Below are 17,723 nucleotides of genomic sequence, written 5' to 3' on the forward strand. Positions count from 1 at the left end.
TCTATTCGTCGGCAGCGTCAGATGTGTATAAGAGACAGGGCGTACGAGACGCCCGTCAGCTTCTCGGAGGCGGCCCAGAGCCGTTCGTTCGCGGGCCGTGACGTAGCCGATGCCGCTGTTGGCTCCGGTCACGACGGCGGTCCGGCCGCTCTGGGCGGGGATGTTCACGGCCTTCCAGCCGGGCATGGCGGCTCCCTCGATCCGGTGGGTCACCGAGGGTAGGCCCTGGAGGTGTCTCGGGACTCACACGGGTGGGCGCGGATACCGCAGCCGCAGGCCAGTAGGCTGCGGGTCCGCCCTCTTTCCCCTTCCCGCCCCGAGGTACAGCGCAGTGAGCTCCGCACCGCCCCCCATACCCGTGACGGTCGTCGGCCTCGGCGCCGACGGGTGGGCCGGGCTCACCGCCGCCGCGCGGTCGTCGCTGTCCTGCGCCGAGGTACTGATCGGCGGGCCCCGCCAGCTGGACCTGCTGCCGGCCGCCGAGTGCCCCGGGCAGCGGGTGGCGTGGCCGAGCCCGCTGCGGCCGGCCGTGCCGAAGCTCATGGCCGAGCACGCCGGGCGCCGGATCGCGGTACTGGCCAGCGGCGACCCGATGTTCTACGGGATCGGCCGCGCCCTCTCCGAGGAGCTCGGGCCGCGGTCCCTGCTGGTCCACCCGCACCCCTCGTCCGTCTCCTACGCCTGCGCCCGCCTCGGCTGGCCGGTGGAGGACACCGAGGTGGTCACCGTGGTCGGCCGCCCGGTGGCCCGGCTCGCGGCCGCGCTGCACGACGGGCGCCGGGTGCTCGTGCTCAGCGCCGGCGCCTCCTCCCCCGGCGAGATCGCCGCTCTGCTGCGTGAGCGCGGCTTCGGCCCGAGCCGGATGCGGGTGCTGGAGCAGCTCGGCTCCGAGCGCGAGGACGCGTACGGGGGCACGGCCGACGGCTGGGACCACGCGCCGGGCGACCCCCTGAACGTGGTGGCCGTCGACTGCCGCCGGGACCCGGCCCACGCCGGGCCCCGCCTCGGCGCCACCCCCGGCCTGCCCGACGCCGCCTACGAGCACGACGGCCAGCTCACCAAGCGCCACGTCCGCGCCGCGACCCTGTGCGCGCTCGCCCCGGCCCCCGGCGAGCTGCTGTGGGACATCGGCGGCGGCTCCGGCTCCATCGGCATCGAGTGGATGCGTACGCACCCCTCGTGCCGGGCGGTGGCCGTGGAGCGCGTGCCGGAGCGGGCCGCGCGGATCACCCGCAACGCGGCGGCGCTCGGCGTGCCCGGCCTGCGCGTGGTCGTCGGGGCGGCGCCGGAGGCGCTCGCCGGCCTCCCGGCCCCCGACGCGGTGTTCATCGGCGGCGGGCTGACCGCGCCGGGCCTGCTCGACGCGGTGTGGGCGGCACTGGCCCCCGGCGGCCGGCTGGTGGTCAACACGGTCACCCTGGAGTCTGAAGCGGTCCTCGCCGACCGCCACCGGCGCCACGGCGGAGACCTGGTGAAACTGGCCGTCGCGCACGCCGTGCCGGTGGGCGGCTTCACGGGCTGGCGGCAGGCCATGGCGGTCACCCAGTGGTCGGTGACGAAGCCGGCGACCGCGACGCGGACGCCGGACCGGACGGCAACGAAGGAGAAGGACCAGACATGACCGTGTACTTCATCGGTGCGGGCCCCGGCGCCGCCGATCTGATCACGGTGCGCGGTGCCCGGACCCTCGCCGCCGCCCCCGTCTGCCTGTACGCGGGCAGCCTGGTGCCGCGCGAGCTGCTCGCGGAGTGCCCGGCGGACGCCCGTCTCGTCGACACCTCGCAGCTGAACCTGGACGAGATCGTCGCCGAGTGCGTACGGGCCCACGAGGCGGGCCAGGACGTGGCGCGGCTGCACTCCGGCGACCCGTCGATCTTCAGCGCGGTCGCCGAGCAGATGCGGCGGCTGGACGCGGCCGGCATCCCCTACGAGGTCGTCCCGGGCGTGCCGGCCTTCGCCGCCGCGGCCGCCGCCCTGAAGCGGGAGCTGACGGTGCCCACCGTCGGCCAGACCGTGATCCTCACCCGGATCGCCCAGCAGGCGACCCCCATGCCGCCCGGCGAGGACCTGGCCACCCTGGGCCGCAGCGGGGCGCTGCTCGTCCTGCACCTGGCCACCCGCTACGTGGACCGCGTCGTCGACGAGCTGCTGCCGCACTACGGGGCCGAGTGCCCGGTGGCGGTCGTGGCGATGGCCAGCCGTCCCGACGAGCTGATCCTGCGCGGCACCCTGGCGGACATCGCCGCTCAGGTGAAGGGTGCGGGACTGGTCCGCACCGCCGTCATCGTGGTGGGCCGCACGCTCGGCGCGGAACAGTTCCGCGACAGCCACCTGTACTCCCCCGAGCGCGACCGGCATGTCTGCTGAACCGGCTCCCCCGGGCCCGGGGGGCGGCGGCGAGCACGTCCTGATCCTGGGCGGCACCACGGAGGCCCGCCGCCTCGCGGAGGCGCTGGCGCGGGAGTCCTCGTACCGGGTGACGACCTCGCTGGCGGGACGGGTCGCCGCTCCCGTGCTGCCGCCCGGCGGGACCCGGATCGGGGGCTTCGGCGGGCCCGCCGGGCTGGCGGCCTGGATCGGCGCGCACGGGGTCACCCGCATGGTCGACGCCACCCACCCCTTCGCGGAACGCATGAGCTTCAACGCGGCGGAGGCGTCCCGGCTGTCGGGCGTGCCGCTGCTCGCCCTGCGCCGCCCCGGCTGGACGCCCGGCCCCGGCGACGCGTGGACCTTCGCGGACTCCCTGGCGGGGGCCGCCGGCCTGCTGCCGGGCCTCGGCGGCCGGGTGTTCCTGACCACCGGCCGGATGGGCCTGCACACCTTCGCGGACCTCGACGGCCTCTGGTTCCTGGTGCGTTCGGTGGACCCGCCGACGGGGCCGGTCCCCGCCCGCCTCGAAGTCCTGCTGGACCGCGGGCCGTTCACCCTCGACGACGAACGGGAGCTGCTGGCCCGCCACCGGATCGACGTCCTGGTGACGAAGGACAGCGGCGGCTCGGCCACCGCCCCCAAGCTGACGGCCGCCCGTGAGGCGGGCATCCCGGTCCTCGTCGTACGCCGCCCCCCGGTGCCGCAGGGCGTGGCGGAGGCGGATTCGGTGGCCGCGGCCCTGGACCGGCTGCGGCAGCAGGCGTGACGGTGCCGGGCCCGGGGTCGAGACAGCACCCCGGGCCCGGCGCCCGTCACGTCACGCCGGTCACGGGTAGCGGCGCGGCGTCCACGTGATCCGCGACCCGTCGGGCCGCTCGGTGATCTGCGTCTGCGAGGAGCCGATCAGCAGGATCGTGCGCATGTCGACCTCGGACGGCTCCAGTTCGCCGAGCGTGACGATCCGCACCGACTGCTCGGGGCCGCCCACGTCGCGGGCGACGACCACCGGGGTCTGCGGGGCGCGCAGCTCCAGCAGCAGCTCGCGGGCCTGGGCGACCTGCCAGGTCCGGCTGCGCGAACCGGGGTTGTAGAGGGCGAGCACCAGGTCGGCCGCGGCGGCCGCGCGCAGCCGCTCCGCGATGACCTCCCAGGGCTTGAGCCGGTCGGACAGCGAGATCGTGGCGTAGTCGTGGCCGAGCGGGGCGCCGGCCGCGGCGGCCGCCGCGTTGGCCGCGGTCACCCCGGGCAGGACCCGTACGGGCACGTCCTTGTACTCCGGCTGCCCGGCGACCTCCAGGACCGCCGTGGCCATGGCGAAGACACCCGGGTCGCCGCCGGAGACCACCGCCACCCGCTTGCCGCGGCGGGCGAGGTCGAGGGCGAACTCGGCGCGCTCCGACTCCACCTTGTTGTCGGAGCCGTGCCGGACCTGGCCCGGCTTGAAGGGCACCCGGTCCAGGTACGTCGTGTATCCGACCAGCACCTCGGCGTCCGCGAGGGCGCGCCGGGTCTGCGGGGTGAGCCACAGCGGGCCGGCCGGGCCGGTGCCGACGACGGCGACCTCGCCCGGGCCGGACGGCACGCTGCCCGGGTTGCCGATCCGGCTGGGCACGACGGCGACGGCGAAGTAGGGCACGCTGTCGGGGTCGGTGTCGGCGAGGTGTCCGGTGCGCTCGCCCGCCATCGTGGCGCGCTCGACGTAGCGGGCCTCGGCGAGCCGGCCGCTGTTCTCCATCGCGCCGCGCACGGCGGGGAAGGTCCGGCCGAGCTTCATCACGACCGCCGAGTCGGTCGCCGCGAGGCGGGCGGTCAGCTCCTCCTCGGGCAGCGTGCCGGGGAGGATGGTAAGGACCTCCTCGCCCTCCACGAGGGGGGTGCCGAGGCGGGCGGCGGCGGCGCTGACCGAGGTGACGCCGGGGACGACCTCGGTGTCGTACCGGTCGGCGAGCCGCTTGTGCATGTGCATGTACGAGCTGTAGAAGAGCGGGTCGCCCTCCGCGAGCACGGCGACGGTCCGGCCGGCGTCCAGGTGGGCGGCCAGGCGGGCGGCGGCGGCCTCGTAGAACTCCTCCATCGCGCCCTGGTAGCCGCCGGGGTGGTCGGTGGTCTCGGTGGTGACCGGGTAGACCAGCGGCTCCTCGATGTGGGTGTCGCGCAGGTGCTTCGCAGCGATCGAGCGGGCGATGGACCGGCCGTGGCGGGCACTGTGGTAGGCGACGACGTCCGCCTCGCCGATCACCTCGACGGCCCGCAGGGTCATCAGGTTCGGGTCGCCGGGGCCGAGTCCGACCCCGTACAGGCGGCCCTTGGGCTGCGCGCCGCTCATTCGGCCACGCTCGCGATGGCGTTGAGGGCGGCAGCGGCGATGGCGCTGCCGCCGCGGCGGCCGCGCACGACGAGGTGGTCGAGGCCGGAGGGGTGGGCGGCGAGGGCGTCCTTCGACTCGGCGGCGCCGATGAAGCCGACGGGCACGCCGATGACGGCGGCCGGGCGCGGGGCACCCTCCTCGATCATCTCCAGCAGCCGGAACAGCGCGGTCGGCGCATTGCCGACCGCGACCACGGAGCCCTCCAACAGGCCGCGGTCGCGCCACACTTCGAGGGCGGCGGCGCTGCGCGTGGTGCCCATCTTCGCGGCGAGGTCCGGGACCGCCGGGTCGGAGAGGGTGCAGATCACGTCGTTGTCGGCGGGCAGCCGCTTGCGGGTGACGCCGCTGGCGACCATCTGGACGTCGCACAGGATCGGTGCGCCCGCCTCCAGCGCGGCGCGGGCGCGCAGCACCACCTCGGGGGTGTACCCCAGGTCCTGGGGGAGGTCGGTCATCCCGCAGGCGTGAATCATGCGCACCGCGACCTGGGCGACCGAGGCGGGCAGCCCGGAGAGATCGGCCTCGGCGCGGATCGTGGCAAAGGACTGGCGGTAGATCGCGGCGCCGTCCTTCTCGTACTCGAACACGGTGTACTCGCTCATTTCTTCACTGCGGCTTCGGACTCTGGGGTGATGAGGTGGTCTCGCGGGCGGCCGTGAGGGCGGCCGCCAGGTCCGTCCGGGGCGGCAGCAGCCGCCCGTGCACGGAGAGCCGGTACCCGTCGGCGGTGGCGAGCGCGTCGACCCACTGCGTTCCCCGCGGGTGGCCGCACCGGCGCTCGCAGCCGGACCAGTGCACGGGGAGCGGTCCCCGCGCCCGTTCCACGAGGGCGCGCGCGTCGGCTCGTACGTCCGCCAGGGACTTCGCGCAACCGGGGCGCCCGGTACAGGCGGTGACGGACTGCCAGGGGCTGTCGGCGGCGACGACCAGGCCCGCGTCCTCCAGCAGGGCGGGGCCGTCCACCGGCCCGCGGAGGGGGGCGCCGGGGAGGACGACGGTACGCCAGGGGGTGATCCGCAGCCCGTCGCCGTGACGGGCGACCTCCGTCAGGGTCCGCCACTGGCCGGTGGTCATCCGGCCCAGCGGGGGCAGGACGCACAGGTCGCCGCGCGGGCCCGGGCCCCGTCCCCATGGCCGGGGCGGTGCGGCGTACGGCCAGTCCACCTCGGCCTCGCGGACCGCGCCGATGCCGACGGCGGCCAGCCGGGCCGCGAACTCCCCGTCGTCCAGGGCGTGTCCGGCGGGCAGTTCGGCCACGCGCCAGGCACGGGTGCCGGCCGCATCCACGGCGTCGAGGAAGTACTCGGCGGCGAGCAGCGCGGCCCGCGGGGCGTCCCCGTCGGCGACGGACACAGCTCCGGCGGCCGCCCCGAGACGTACCAGCGCCCGGTCGCCGGGCCGTCCGAGCACGGTGATGTCCGGTTCCAGGGCGGCCACGTCGCCGCGGCCGTCGTCGAGGGCGAAGAGGAAGCGGCCGGACAGGGCGATGACGCGGGTGTTCGCGCACAGCAGCCGGTCCAGCTCGCGCACCCAGGGCAGTACGTCCTGCGAGGTCGGGGTGGCCACGATGTTGCGTACGCGTTCGTGCGCGGGCGCGGGCAGCAGGCCGGCGGCGTCCAGCACGGCGGCGAGTCCGGTGCCGCAGCCCTCGGCGAGGCCGCGCAGCTGCACGTTGCCGCGGGAGGTGAGTTCGAGGTGCCCGTCGCCGAACCGGTCGGCGGCGGACGCGAGGTGCGCGGCCTGCTCCGCGGTCAGTGCGCCGCCGGGGATCCGGACGCGCGCCAGGTACCCGTCGTCCGCCGCGTGCAGCCTGAGCGCGCCGGGGCAGGCGTCACCGCGGTCCCGTATGACGGGTTCGTCCCGCGATACGGCGGAGGGGGGCTGGGGCATGGCGGCGAGCATACCCACGATTCCCCTCCCCGGAACTGTGTCCACCGCCACCCTCCGTCACCCGCCGCACGCTCTCAGCCCCGCCCGGAGCACCTCCCGGCGCCGTCCCGGCCCCGCCGCGCACTTTTGGCCCCGCCCGCGTTTGAGGCGCGGGGGTGCGGGGGCAGAGCCCCCGCACCGGCGCCGCACGCGGCACCACCACCCCGTCCCAGCCGGCGGAAGCCACCCCACCCGACACGACGACCCGGCCCCAGCCGGCGGAGCCACCGGCCACCCCCACTCCCGACCACCGCAAACGCCACCTAGGATGACCTTCCGGCGGCCCATACGGTCCGCCGTCGCCGAGGACGGCGACATGGGAGGAAGCCCGGTGCGAATCCGGCGCGGTCCCGCCACTGTGAGCCCGGCAGCGTCACACCGCCGGGTGAGTCAGGAACTCCCGCTGTCCTCACTGCCCGGGGCGCGGAAACCCCGAGGAAGGCCTGCCGCCGCATGATCCTGCTGCTGTCGACGTCCGACACCGATCTGCTCAGCGCCCGCGCAGCGAACACGGCGGACGCCCCCGTCCCGTACCGGTTCGCGAACCCCTCCCGCCTTCCCCTCGACGACCTCCCCGGCCTCCTCGACGGGGCCGACCTGGTCGTCGTACGCCTCCTCGGCGGCCTGCGCGCCTGGCAGGACGGCCTGGACCTGCTGCTGGCCCCCGGCCAGACCCGCCCGGTCGTGGTCCTGACCGGCGAACAGGCCCCGGACGCCCAGCTGATGGAGGCCTCCACGGTGCCGATCGGCATCGCCGCCGAGGCGCACGCCTACCTCGCGCACGGCGGCCCGGCCAACCTCGAACAGCTGGCCCGGTTCCTCTCCGACACCGTCCTGCTCACCGGCCACGGCTTCGAGCCGCCCGCCGCCGCCCCCACCTGGGGTCCCCTGGAGCGCACCGCGCAGCGGACGGACGGCCCCGAGGTCGCCGTGCTCTACTACCGCGCCCACCAGATGAGCGGCAACACCGGCTTCGTGCACACGCTCTGCGAGGCCATCGAGGCCCACGGCGCCCGGCCGGTCCCCCTCTACGTCTCCTCCCTGCGCACCCCGGAGCCGGAGCTCGTCGCGGCCCTGGGTTCCGCGGACGCGGTCGTCACCACCGTCCTCGCGGCCGGCGGCACCAAGCCCGCCACCGCCTCGGCGGGCGGGGACGACGAGTCCTGGGACGCGGGCGCGCTCGCCGCGCTCGGCGTGCCGATCCTCCAGGCCCTGTGCCTGACCGGCTCCCGCGCCGCCTGGGAGGAGAACGACGAGGGCCTCTCCCCGCTCGACGCCGCGACGCAGGTCGCCGTACCCGAGTTCGACGGCCGCCTGATCACCGTCCCGTTCTCCTTCAAGGAGCTCGACGAGGACGGTCTGCCCGCCTACGTGGCCGACCCCGAGCGGGCCGCCCGGGTCGCGGGCATCGCCGTACGTCACGCGCGCCTGCGCCACATCGAGCGCCGTGACAAGAAGGTCGCGCTCGTCCTCTCCGCGTACCCGACCAAGCACTCCCGCATCGGCAACGCGGTCGGCCTGGACACCCCGGCGAGCGCGGTGGAACTGCTGCGCACCCTCATCGCCGAGGGCTACGACTTCGGCCCGGTCACCGAGATCCCCGGTCTGGTCTCGGGTGACGGCGACGAGCTGATCCGCGCCCTGATCGAGGCCGGCGGCCACGACCAGGACTGGCTCACCGAGGAGCAGCTGGCCCGCAACCCGGTCCGCATCCCCGCCGCCGACTACAAGCGCTGGTTCGCCGAGCTGCCGGCCGAGCTGCGGAACAGCGTCGAGGCGCACTGGGGCGAGGCCCCGGGCAGCATGTTCGTGGACCGTTCGGCGAACCCCGAGGGCGACATCGTCCTGGCCGCCCTGCGCCGCGGGAACCTCCTGATCCTCATCCAGCCGCCGCGCGGCTTCGGCGAGAACCCGATCGCGATCTACCACGACCCCGACCTGCCGCCCTCGCACCACTACCTGGCCGCGTACCGCTGGATCCAGGCGCGCGCGGAGGACGGCGGCTTCGGCGCCGACGCGATGATCCACCTGGGCAAGCACGGCAACCTGGAGTGGCTGCCGGGCAAGAACGCGGGCCTGTCCGCGGCCTGCGCGCCGGACGCCGCGCTCGGTGACCTCCCGCTGATCTACCCCTTCCTGGTCAACGACCCCGGCGAGGGCACCCAGGCCAAGCGCCGTGTCCACGCCACCCTGGTCGACCACCTGGTACCGCCGATGGCGCGCGCGGAATCGTACGGCGACATCGCGCGCCTGGAGCAGCACCTGGACGAGTACGCCCAGATCTCCGCGATGGACCCGGCGAAGCTGCCGGCCATCCGCGCCCAGATCTGGACCCTGATCCAGGCGGCGAAGCTCGACCACGACCTGGGACTGGAGGAGCGTCCGGACGACGACGGCTTCGACGACTTCCTGCTGCACGTCGACGGCTGGCTGTGCGAGGTCAAGGACGCCCAGATCCGTGACGGTCTGCACGTCCTGGGCGGTGCCCCGACGGGTGAGGCGCGGGTCAACCTGGTCCTCGCGATCCTGCGCGCCCGCCAGATCTGGGGCGGTACGACGGCCCTGCCCGGGCTGCGCGAGGCCCTCGGCCTCGACGAGTCCAAGGCCACCCGTACGTCCGCGGACGACGTCGAGGAGCAGGCCCGCGCCCTGGTCCAGGCGATGGAGGACGCCGACTGGGCGCCGGACGCCGTCGCCTCGGTCGCGGCGGACCAGCCGGCGGACGTCGCGGCGGTCCTGTCCTTCGCGGCCCGCGAGGTGGTCCCGCGGCTGGCCGGCACGACGGACGAGATCGCCCACGTGGTCGCGGCCCTGGACGGCCGGTTCGTCCCGGCCGGCCCCTCGGGCTCCCCGCTGCGCGGCCTGGTCAACGTCCTCCCGACGGGCCGCAACTTCTACTCGGTCGACCCCAAGGCCGTTCCGTCCCGCCTCGCGTGGGAGACGGGCCAGGCCCTGGCCGACTCCCTGCTCACGCGTTACCGCACCGACAACGGCGAGTGGCCCGCCTCGGTGGGCCTGTCGCTGTGGGGGACGAGCGCGATGCGCACGGCGGGCGACGACGTCGCCGAGGCCCTGGCGCTGCTCGGCATCCGGCCGGTCTGGGACGAGGCCTCGCGGCGCGTGACCGGACTGGAGCCGATCCCGCTCGTGGAGCTGGGCCGGCCGCGCATCGACGTGACGCTGCGCATCTCGGGCTTCTTCCGTGACGCGTTCCCGCACGTGATCGGCCTGCTGGACGACGCGGTCCGGCTCGCGGCCTCGCTGGACGAGCCGGACTCCGACAACCACGTCCGCGCGCACGCCCAGGCGGATCTGGCCCTGCACGGTGACGAGCGCCGCGCGACGACCCGTATCTTCGGCTCGCGGCCGGGCACGTACGGGGCGGGCATCCTGCAGCTGATCGACTCCCGCGACTGGCGTACGGACGCCGACCTGGCGGAGGTCTACACGGTGTGGGGCGGCTACGCCTACGGCCGCGGCCTCGAAGGACGCCCCGCCCGGGACGAGATGGAGACGGCCTACAAGCGGATCACGGTCGCGGCGAAGAACACGGACACCCGCGAGCACGACATCGCGGACTCGGACGACTACTTCCAGTACCACGGCGGCATGGTGGCCACGGTCCGCGCCCTGCGCGGCACGGCCCCGGAGGCGTACATCGGCGACTCCACCCGCCCGGAGACGGTCAAGACCCGGACCCTGGTCGAGGAGACCTCGCGCGTCTTCCGCGCCCGAGTCGTCAACCCCAAGTGGATCGAGGCGATGCGCCGCCACGGGTACAAGGGCGCCTTCGAACTCGCGGCCACGGTGGACTACCTCTTCGGCTACGACGCCACGACGGGCGTGGTCGCGGACTGGATGTACGACAAGCTCACCGAGACGTACGTCCTGGACCCGGCGAACCGCGCCTTCCTGGAGGAGGCCAACCCGTGGGCCCTGCACGGCATCGCGGAGCGCCTCCTGGAGGCGGAGTCCCGCGGTATGTGGGAGAAGCCGGACGCCCGGATCCTCGAAGCCCTGCGCCAGGTGTACCTGGACACCGAGGGCAACCTGGAGGGTGAGGCGGAGTAGCCGGCCGGACGGCCGCCCCCGTACTCGTACCCGTACCCGACGAAGGCCGTCCTCCCCACCCGTCAGCGGGTGGGGAGGACGGCCTTCTCGCGGGCTGCCTCCCGACGGGCGGCCTGCCCCCGGCCGGGTCCGCGTACCCCGAGTACGCGCACCGCCGGAGGGCCGCTACGCCTTGACGGTCTGGTTCAGCGCGACGAGCGCCTGCGCCCACCGTACGTACTTCAGCTGCCCGAAGTCGGCGACGGTCCTGACGCCGAACGCCTCGTGCAGCAGCTCGCCGTCCTTCTCGCTGACGCCCTTCAGGGCGGCTACGGGAGCGGCGAGCACGTCGGCCAGCGGCTTGTCGGCCCACGCCTTGTCGAGCACCTTGTCCAGATCGATCGCCATGAGTGTCCCTCCGGGAACATCGGCACCACATACGCGGGCAAACCTAACTCAATCGGACAATCAGCTCGCGCTGCGGCACGCCGCCGGTGTGTCAGGAGATGTCCTCGACGCGCTTGCCGTCGACGAGGTACCGGGGCAGGTGCGGCAGCCGCTCCGGATCGATCGGGAAGCCCTGGTCGTGGGCGAGGCAGGCCATGGCGAGCGGACCGAGCGCCACCCGGGCGCGCGGTGCCCCGGACTCCCCCCAGTAGCCGCCGTGTTCGGCGAGGGCCTCGGCCAGCACCTCGGAGAAGGCCTCGTGCTCCCGGGTGAAGAAGCGGTGGAAGAGCGAGACCGGCTGGAAGTCGATCCGGTTCACGAACTCGTCCGGCGCGTGCGTGAGCGCCTCGGGCAGGGACGTCCGGATGGCGGCGAGCAGCTTCTCCACGACCGCGTCGGTCGGGCCGCCGGAGAGGTAGGTCTGCAGGGTGTCGATCCAGTGCAGGACGTAGGCGTCGACGCTGTCGTCCTGCCGCAGCGTCTCCAGCGGGACCCCGCACAGCCGGGCCACCTGGTCGTGCGCGCGGCAGGCGAGCGCGAGGTAGACGGCGTCGAGCCAGGCGCGGGCGTCCGCGGGCGGGGCCGCGGACGTGGCGGGCAGCCGCAGGGTGTTCGCCTCGCCCAGGTACCACTGCTCCGGCCCTGAGCCGGTGAACAGCGCGGTGCCGAGCCGCACGGCCGTGGCCCACGCGTCCCACGTGTCGAGCTCGGACACGACGGGATCGGCGATGCAGCGGACATGGGCCAGGGCCAGGGCCGAGGCGAAGGCGTCACCGAGCCCCGACGGATCCTCCGCGAGCCGTGCCACGGCCCCGATGGTCGTACGGGTCAGCTCGGCCGGATCCGGGGCGGCCCGATCCACGACGATCCGGCCGGCACCGTCGAGGCGGATCAGCCCCTTCATCAGGGCCACCAGCTCCTGCGGCGGCCGGAGCGACAGCGTTCGCGTCTCCTCGTCGACGACCGTCAGCGAGGTCAGGCCGCCCCGGTGCCACCAGTACACGCGCGGCGACAGGCTGCCCGGCCCGTCCTCGTAGGCACCGAGGCCGTACTGGGCGAGGTCGTTGACGGCCTGCACCACCGAGCCGTCGGCTATCGGGTGGAAGGCCAGCAGGTGCCGGGTGGGGACGACGACGAGGGCACCGGCGTGCGGCAGCGACTCGCCGGTGACCTGCAGCGCGAGCTCCCCGAGGTACAGCGCCTTGGAGGCCACGAAGTGCGAGTCGCCGAAGACGGAGTGCAGCGTCGCCCGCCCCTCGAGGGTGATCTCCTCGTACTCGACGGGCACCCGCATCAGGTTGGCGCGCCCCGCCCGCCCCACCTCCTCGGCCCCGGCGCGCTCCACGTCCGCGTCGGTGAGCGAGCGCACGCGGGTGGGCTCGTCGACGGCGTACGCGAACACCAGCTCGTCCGCGACGACCCGGGCGTACCGCATACCACCGGCGACCTCAGGAGTGATCATCCCGACGGGCAACAGCCGCGCGTGCACCCCCCGCAACAGCTCCTCGGCGCTCTCGCCGCCACGACCGGTACTGGATTCAGCTGAGTTGTCTCGATTCACCCCCGAACCCTATGAGACACCGCCGACATCATGGCGCCCAGGCCTCGGGAGGTTCCGTTCCCGTTCCGGATCCTCCGTCAGGCTCCGAGCGGTACAGGCTGACGGACATACAACGCACGCAGCTGCGCGGCCCCTTGCCGTCCGAGAGGACGAACATCCGGCTCGGCATGCCACCGAATGCTGAAAGACACCCTGCAAGTGCACTTCGGTACCGCCGCGCCCGGACCATCCACGCGAACGAGGGGGCGACTACGCCTGGCCGGAGTCGCGGGCCTTGCTCGTCGGACCATCCCCGCGAGTGCGGGGTCGACACTTTCCCAGCTGGGGACGCTATCGCCTCAGGCAGCCCCCCGAGGCGGCCGGTCGGCGCACGGCGTGATACCGAGCCGCTCTGCCATCGGCTGCATCGACTTCCGCCGGCCGTCCAGCAGCAGCCCCCGCAGATACCGGGCACCCTTCGCCCGCGGGTCCCGCCGTACCAGCGGCGCGAATACCTCGGAAGTGAACTTCTCCAACCGGCCCCGCACCGCCGCAAACTCCCCAGCTCTCGTACAGCCAGCGAACTACCGCACACCCGACGCGGTGCGAAGCCGACTGAGGCCCGCTCCTCGTGTCGGCCAGGAGGAGACCGGGCTGACCGGCAGCACGGACGCCCTACGCCGGCTGGTCCGCGACATCAAGGCCGGCGAGGCCGGCTAAGGCCGACCCCACCTCCTGGCCCGCTAGGAACGCCCCAGCGCGGAGCGCAGGGTGATTCCGTATAGATTCCGCAGGCGCCGTACCTCCCACACGGACAGGGCCGTCACTGACAGGGGTCCGCCGAGGAGGAAGGCGGTGAGTACGGCCGCCGGGGCGGCAACGTCGGCGTCGTCGAAGAACTGGAGCACGGCGAGCGACCACACCAGCAGCGGCGAAATCAGCGCGGGCAGCAGCTCGTGTACATCGGCGGTGCGGAAGCAGGAGTTGAGGCCGGTGACGGTGGCGAACAAGGTGAAGCACAGCGCAGCGACGAGGCCGACGGCGCACGCGACGCCACCCACGATGAGGATCAGGGCGAAGACGAGGCCGCTGATGATCGTACCGAGGGTCTTCCCGAAGAAGCCGAACGTGATGTCGTTTCCGGCCAGCCACTGCCCCACCGGGATGTCACCGCGCAGGAAGGCGAGCATCAGCCAGATCATGCCCGCCCCCAGGAAAACCGCGCCCAACGCGCGCAGGGGCCAGATGAGCCGGGACACGTACAGCCGGCCCAGCGGGGACCGGGCGCCGAGGATGAAGACGGCGATGCCGACGCACCCGGCCACCAGCACGATCGCGCACCCGAGCAAGAGGTCTTCCAGTTTGCCGAGGACGAAGTCCTCGCGCCCTGTACTCAGGGGGTAGGCGAACACCAGCCACAACGTGGCACCCAGGCCAAGTGTTGTGCGCAGGAACTGCATCCGGCTGATGACCGAGTCCTCGACACGACCCGGCCGGGTCGGGCTGGTGAGTGCGACGGCGAATGTGACAGGGCTGAAGACGGCCGAGCGCGCCGCGCCCAAGCCTTGTTGAGTGGTCAAGTTCGTTCCCCGGAAAGCACTTTCGATGTCGCGCCCGCCACTCTAACGGATCGTGATCACGTCACCGTGCCGTGCCCGGATCCGCTCCACCTGGCCGAGGGGCCGCCGTCCAACACACCGGCACCCAGCAGGACGGGGTGGCCCTCGCCTACATCGGCTTCCTCGTCCCCGACCTGGCCAGACCACGCCTCCACGTCGGAACCGAACTGCAGATCACCGATCGCCCCACGGTCGTCGCTCACGCTGTCGTCCGCGCGTTGTTGCCCGCCGAGTAGCACGGGCTGAGCCGCCGGACAGCATCAAGATCGCGATCTACGGCTGTCGTACTAGTCCCGCCAGTCGGTACGTCCCTCGTCATCGACCTTGGGCCGTGGGACCGCTCCACACCACGACTCGTCGTCGTGGTGGGCCATGGACTCGGCAGTTTCATGAAGCCAAGAACCCAGACTCGGCCACCCCAGGAAATATGCCTGGTCAGCGTGGTCAGCGTCACCGAGGTGGTTGTGCCACAGCCCTGGCCCCGCTTCGATGAACTGCTCATCCCCATCACTGCCCGCGAAGGGCACCCACCGCGTCCCCCACCACGGGGTTTCCGCCTGCTCGGCACTGTCAGGCTCCCAGATGTCCATCCGCATCTCGCGGATCTCGATGATCTCCGCAACGGAGTACAGCCGTCGGCAGGACAACACACCGAGCAAGGAGGTGTCACCGTCGTGACACAGGAGCGACTCCCTCAGGTCCGCCGGCAACTGAAAGCCCAATCGGTCCTCAGCCTCCTTGATGGACTGCTTCGACGCGGGCGGCCGGAGTTCCGACAGGGCCCCTCGGCGCATGCTCGGCCAGCCACGAGTCGATGCGCTGCCACGACACTGCGACAGGCGGAACTATCGGGTCTATGCCCCGCAGGGGCGGTTGGATCATCACGCTCGTCAGCCTGCACCACCGTGGATCAGCGAACCACACCGGGGACCCCTCCCCGTCTGGGAACAGGTACTGAAGTCGCCCTACGGTTCCGCAGGCCGAGGAAGAGGTCGGCGCCCGGCGTGCGGCATTCCTCGAAGCAACTCGTACCGCGCTGCGGGAGATCCCGGACACGAAGCGGCCGTGAACGCGAGGATCCCCCACCCGCCGCCAGGGTGAGGGGGCCGCAAGCCGCCAGGAACCCTGAGGAGAACCTGGCGGCCCGCTCATCTCAATTCCGTTCGGCGAATCAACCCGCAGCAATCCGGCGCTACTCGGCTCCCGCGTCGAGGACACCGCGCACGGCGTCGCGTATGTCGAGGACCATCACGCCGTCGATCTTCTCAATGCCGCCCTTGCCGAGGCGGACCCACAGCGGGAAGGCGCCGGCGTCGCGGGCGAAGACGAGCTTCTCGGCGGAAGCCGGGTTCGGTGCGGAGTCGATCTCGATCACGAAGTTCGGGCCGCCGGGAATCCAGATCACCACGTCGGCCCGGCCGTAGCGGCCCTTGCCGTCCGGGACCACGGGAAGCCGCAGTTCCTTGTAGGCGCGAGTGTGGGGGGCGAGCGGGCTGTCGCGTACCAGCTCGTCCTTGAAGGAGAGCACGACCTGGGTCAGGACACGTGTGACGTCGGCGGTGGAGGGCGCCTCGTGCCCCTTTGCGCGGTCGGCGGCGACGGCTTCGGCGGCCCGCTGCGACCAGGCGGCGAGGATCTCGCCGAGGAGCCAGGCCGTGTTCTCCAGGGCGTCCTTGTCCACCCTGCGGGCCGCGCGGCCTGTGAGCTGGTGGAGCCAGCCCTCGGCCCAGTGGGCCTGGTCCAGGAGCCGCAGCACCCCTCCGTGGGCCGCCGCGTGCCCGGCTTCCTCCTTCGTCGGGAGCAGTCGGGCGGCCATCTCGGTGACCCGGGCCAGCATTTCCTCGGTGCGGCCTTCCCTGCCCATCTTCTCCTCGGCAGCGATCGCGCCTTGGAGGTGCTTGGCCGCCCACCACCGCCACTCGGTGACCAGCGGCGCCGGGACGCCGTCGGGCACGGGGACGGTGTCCAGCAGCTTGCCCGCGCGCCCGGCGGCGGCCTTCGCGGCGGTGGACAGCTCCTTCTTCAGGCGCTTCTCGTTGGCCTGCCACCGCTCCTGCTGGCACTTCCAGCAGCGTCCGTGCTTCTTCGCCGCGGCCTCGGGGGTGACCATCGCACTGTGCCCGCAGTCGGGACAGGTGTAGGAGACCTTGTAGCCGACGCACTCACGGCAGGCCGCAACGTCGCCGCCCTTCCACTTGGGCAGCGCCGTGCGGTTGGAGATGTTCTCCTGCCACTCGTGCCCGGCCGCGCACCGCCACCACACCGCGACCTGCATCTTCGGTGTCGCCTTCGCCGGCGTCAGACCGCCGTTGCGCTCCTGTAACCACATCGCGGCGACCTGCGGATACGCCTCAGCCAGCGACACACCAAGCGAACGCGCCACAGCGCCCCTCCTCGATTCCCCGGCCAGGCACTCCCCGGCCAGGCACCCACCTTGTCAACGATCCGTCTCCCAGCGCGAGACCCCAACACGGCAGGCGCAACCGCCACCGAGATTGCGCGCCTTCGGCGTGGCGATCCCGGACACGCGTGCCTCGTGCAACGGGTCGAGGAGCGCGCATGGGAGATCCGCCGGCGGCCGGGCGGAGGCGGCGCCGGTCCCCCGCGCTCCAGCGAATGTCGCAACCGGGTTCACCCCGTCTCCTGGGTAGGGTCGTCGCCGGGCTCAGCTCGGGAGCAGGCGGGTGCGGGGGGTCGATGTCGGCGTTGGTCTTGGCCGCGAGTGTGTCGGTGGGCCGGAAGTCGCCCAGTTCGATGGCCAGCAGGGCGCGGACGAACGCAGTTGCCGTGGTCCAGTCGGTCCGGGCCTGGAAGCACCGGTAGGCGTTGCCGATGGAGAACCTGGCGGTGTGCTTGCAGCCGGCCAGGACGCATTGGCCTTCAGCGGCGAGGGCGAGCCGCTTGACGGCTCCCTCCTATTCGGCGGTGGTCTGGGCGTCGCACCCGAGGTGGTCGAGGGTGATCCGGTGGTGTGCGCCGGCACTGTCCTCGATGTCAGTCGTCCGCCGCGCGGCGCTCCGAAATTGCGACCGCCGGACGACGGTCGCAGCGCTGTCGCCGACAGCGGTCGTGCGGTGCAGGGGCCCTCATGCCCCCGCGCACCGCACGGCTGCGCTCCCGGCCGTACCGGCTCTACGATCGCCTGGTGATGGAGACTTCGAAGCCCGACCCGGGTGCCGGCCCCGGCACCGCCTTGGTCCTGATCGACCTGATGCCCCGTATCGTGGCTTTGCCACTGGCCCCCCACACGGGTGAGGAGGTGGCCGCGCGGTGCATGCGACTGGCCGAGGCGTTCCGAGCCGGCGGCCGCCCGGTGGTGGCGGTGCGAGTTGAGCGCCCGAACGTGGCCGAACAGCCGCCCGGCAGCGGCTTCGTCGAGGGCGTCGCACGCCCCGGCGAC

14 protein-coding genes, 3 pseudogenes and 1 riboswitch are annotated in these 17,723 nt (G+C 73.2%); of the genes and pseudogenes, 5 read left to right on the forward strand and 12 right to left on the reverse strand.

The window, feature by feature from the left end; all coding sequences use genetic code 11:
- Positions 1-186: pseudogene (locus tag IH80_RS46600) on the reverse strand (short-chain dehydrogenase); the annotation flags it as partial.
- Positions 187-331: 145 nt separating this feature from the next.
- On the opposite strand from IH80_RS46600, the gene IH80_RS0136185 reads away from it, so the two are divergent.
- The 3 genes from IH80_RS0136185 to IH80_RS0136195 are packed head-to-tail and all read left to right on the forward strand — an operon-like array spanning position 332 to position 3,136.
- Entirely contained in the window at positions 332-1,621 is a 1,290-nt protein-coding gene (locus IH80_RS0136185) for a bifunctional cobalt-precorrin-7 (C(5))-methyltransferase/cobalt-precorrin-6B (C(15))-methyltransferase (protein WP_051810305.1), read from the forward strand.
- Positions 1,618-2,367: a precorrin-4 C(11)-methyltransferase gene (gene cobM, locus IH80_RS0136190; RefSeq protein WP_030966074.1), complete on the forward strand. Its 750-nt coding sequence runs from the start codon at positions 1,618-1,620 to the stop codon at positions 2,365-2,367. The genes IH80_RS0136185 and cobM overlap by 4 nt, the downstream gene beginning before the upstream one ends.
- Positions 2,357-3,136: a cobalt-precorrin-6A reductase gene (locus tag IH80_RS0136195; protein WP_051810306.1), complete on the forward strand. Its 780-nt coding sequence runs from the start codon at positions 2,357-2,359 to the stop codon at positions 3,134-3,136. The genes cobM and IH80_RS0136195 overlap by 11 nt, the downstream gene beginning before the upstream one ends.
- 60 nt (positions 3,137-3,196) lie before the next feature.
- Here the strand turns inward: IH80_RS0136195 and IH80_RS0136200 are convergent, their stop codons facing one another.
- Genes IH80_RS0136200 through IH80_RS0136210 form a run of 3 tightly spaced genes read right to left on the reverse strand, consistent with a single transcriptional unit; the run spans position 3,197 to position 6,628 of the window.
- A complete protein-coding gene (locus tag IH80_RS0136200) occupies positions 3,197-4,696 on the reverse strand; it encodes a precorrin-2 C(20)-methyltransferase (protein ID WP_030966076.1) in 1,500 nt (499 codons plus the stop codon).
- Positions 4,693-5,340 (reverse strand): precorrin-8X methylmutase, encoded by a 648-nt coding sequence (locus IH80_RS0136205; protein ID WP_030898811.1) that lies wholly within the window; start codon positions 5,338-5,340, stop codon positions 4,693-4,695. Before IH80_RS0136205 ends, IH80_RS0136200 begins: the two co-directional genes overlap by 4 nt.
- 4 nt (positions 5,341-5,344) lie before the next feature.
- Positions 5,345-6,628 carry a cobalamin biosynthesis protein CobG gene (locus tag IH80_RS0136210; protein ID WP_051810307.1) on the reverse strand — a complete coding sequence of 428 codons (1,284 nt, stop codon included), beginning with the start codon at positions 6,626-6,628 and terminating at the stop codon, positions 5,345-5,347.
- Between the two features lie 359 nt (positions 6,629-6,987).
- Positions 6,988-7,067: riboswitch (cobalamin riboswitch) on the forward strand.
- Between the two features lie 53 nt (positions 7,068-7,120).
- Between IH80_RS0136210 and cobN the strand changes: the two genes are divergently transcribed.
- A complete protein-coding gene (gene cobN / locus IH80_RS0136215) occupies positions 7,121-10,738 on the forward strand; it encodes a cobaltochelatase subunit CobN (RefSeq protein ID WP_030966079.1) in 3,618 nt (1,205 codons plus the stop codon).
- A gap of 165 nt (positions 10,739-10,903) precedes the next feature.
- Here the strand turns inward: cobN and IH80_RS0136220 are convergent, their stop codons facing one another.
- From IH80_RS0136220 to IH80_RS46605, 8 genes and pseudogenes are all read right to left on the reverse strand, one after another.
- Positions 10,904-11,125 (reverse strand): hypothetical protein, encoded by a 222-nt coding sequence (locus IH80_RS0136220; protein ID WP_030966080.1) that lies wholly within the window; start codon positions 11,123-11,125, stop codon positions 10,904-10,906.
- 91 nt (positions 11,126-11,216) lie between these two features.
- Positions 11,217-12,725, reverse strand: coding sequence for an immunity 49 family protein (locus tag IH80_RS0136225; RefSeq protein WP_030966081.1), 1,509 nt, complete (start codon positions 12,723-12,725; stop codon positions 11,217-11,219).
- Between the two features lie 383 nt (positions 12,726-13,108).
- A pseudogene (locus tag IH80_RS43175) lies at positions 13,109-13,252 on the reverse strand (transposase); the annotation flags it as partial.
- A 195-nt stretch (positions 13,253-13,447) separates the two neighbouring features.
- Positions 13,448-14,284, reverse strand: a complete 837-nt coding sequence (locus tag IH80_RS0136230) for a hypothetical protein (RefSeq protein WP_158943801.1) — start codon at positions 14,282-14,284, stop codon at positions 13,448-13,450.
- 56 nt (positions 14,285-14,340) lie between these two features.
- A complete protein-coding gene (locus IH80_RS45130; RefSeq protein ID WP_158943803.1) occupies positions 14,341-14,526 on the reverse strand; it encodes a hypothetical protein in 186 nt (61 codons plus the stop codon).
- Between the two features lie 84 nt (positions 14,527-14,610).
- Entirely contained in the window at positions 14,611-15,117 is a 507-nt protein-coding gene (locus IH80_RS0136240) for an SMI1/KNR4 family protein (protein ID WP_030966084.1), read from the reverse strand.
- A gap of 398 nt (positions 15,118-15,515) precedes the next feature.
- On the reverse strand, positions 15,516-16,706 hold the full coding sequence (locus IH80_RS0136245; RefSeq protein ID WP_158943807.1) for a zinc-ribbon domain-containing protein: 1,191 nt from the start codon (positions 16,704-16,706) through the stop codon (positions 15,516-15,518).
- A pseudogene (locus tag IH80_RS46605) lies at positions 16,675-17,403 on the reverse strand (DUF6420 family protein). Before IH80_RS46605 ends, IH80_RS0136245 begins: the two are co-directional and overlap by 32 nt.
- Positions 17,404-17,471: 68 nt before the next feature.
- On the opposite strand from IH80_RS46605, the gene IH80_RS0136250 reads away from it, so the two are divergent.
- Positions 17,472-17,723: isochorismatase family protein (locus tag IH80_RS0136250; RefSeq protein WP_158943809.1), on the forward strand; the 252-nt coding region annotated here is incomplete at its 3' end.

This window comes from Streptomyces sp. NRRL S-378 (assembly GCF_000720645.1).
In the GTDB taxonomy this organism is placed as follows: Bacteria; Actinomycetota; Actinomycetes; order Streptomycetales; family Streptomycetaceae; genus Streptomyces.

Bases quoted from the DNA above. Each gene is read 5' to 3' on its own strand.
- cobM (WP_030966074.1), top strand. From the start codon at position 1,618: ATGACCGTGTACTTCATCGGTGCGGGCCCCGGCGCCGCCGATCTGATC.
- IH80_RS0136195 (WP_051810306.1), top strand. From the start codon at position 2,357: ATGTCTGCTGAACCGGCTCCCCCGGGCCCGGGGGGCGGCGGCGAGCAC.
- IH80_RS0136200 (WP_030966076.1), bottom strand. From the start codon at position 4,696: ATGAGCGGCGCGCAGCCCAAGGGCCGCCTGTACGGGGTCGGACTCGGC.
- IH80_RS0136205 (WP_030898811.1), bottom strand. From the start codon at position 5,340: ATGAGCGAGTACACCGTGTTCGAGTACGAGAAGGACGGCGCCGCGATC.
- IH80_RS0136210 (WP_051810307.1), bottom strand. From the start codon at position 6,628: ATGCCCCAGCCCCCCTCCGCCGTATCGCGGGACGAACCCGTCATACGG.
- cobN (WP_030966079.1), top strand. From the start codon at position 7,121: ATGATCCTGCTGCTGTCGACGTCCGACACCGATCTGCTCAGCGCCCGC.
- IH80_RS0136220 (WP_030966080.1), bottom strand. From the start codon at position 11,125: ATGGCGATCGATCTGGACAAGGTGCTCGACAAGGCGTGGGCCGACAAG.
- IH80_RS0136240 (WP_030966084.1), bottom strand. From the start codon at position 15,117: ATGCGCCGAGGGGCCCTGTCGGAACTCCGGCCGCCCGCGTCGAAGCAG.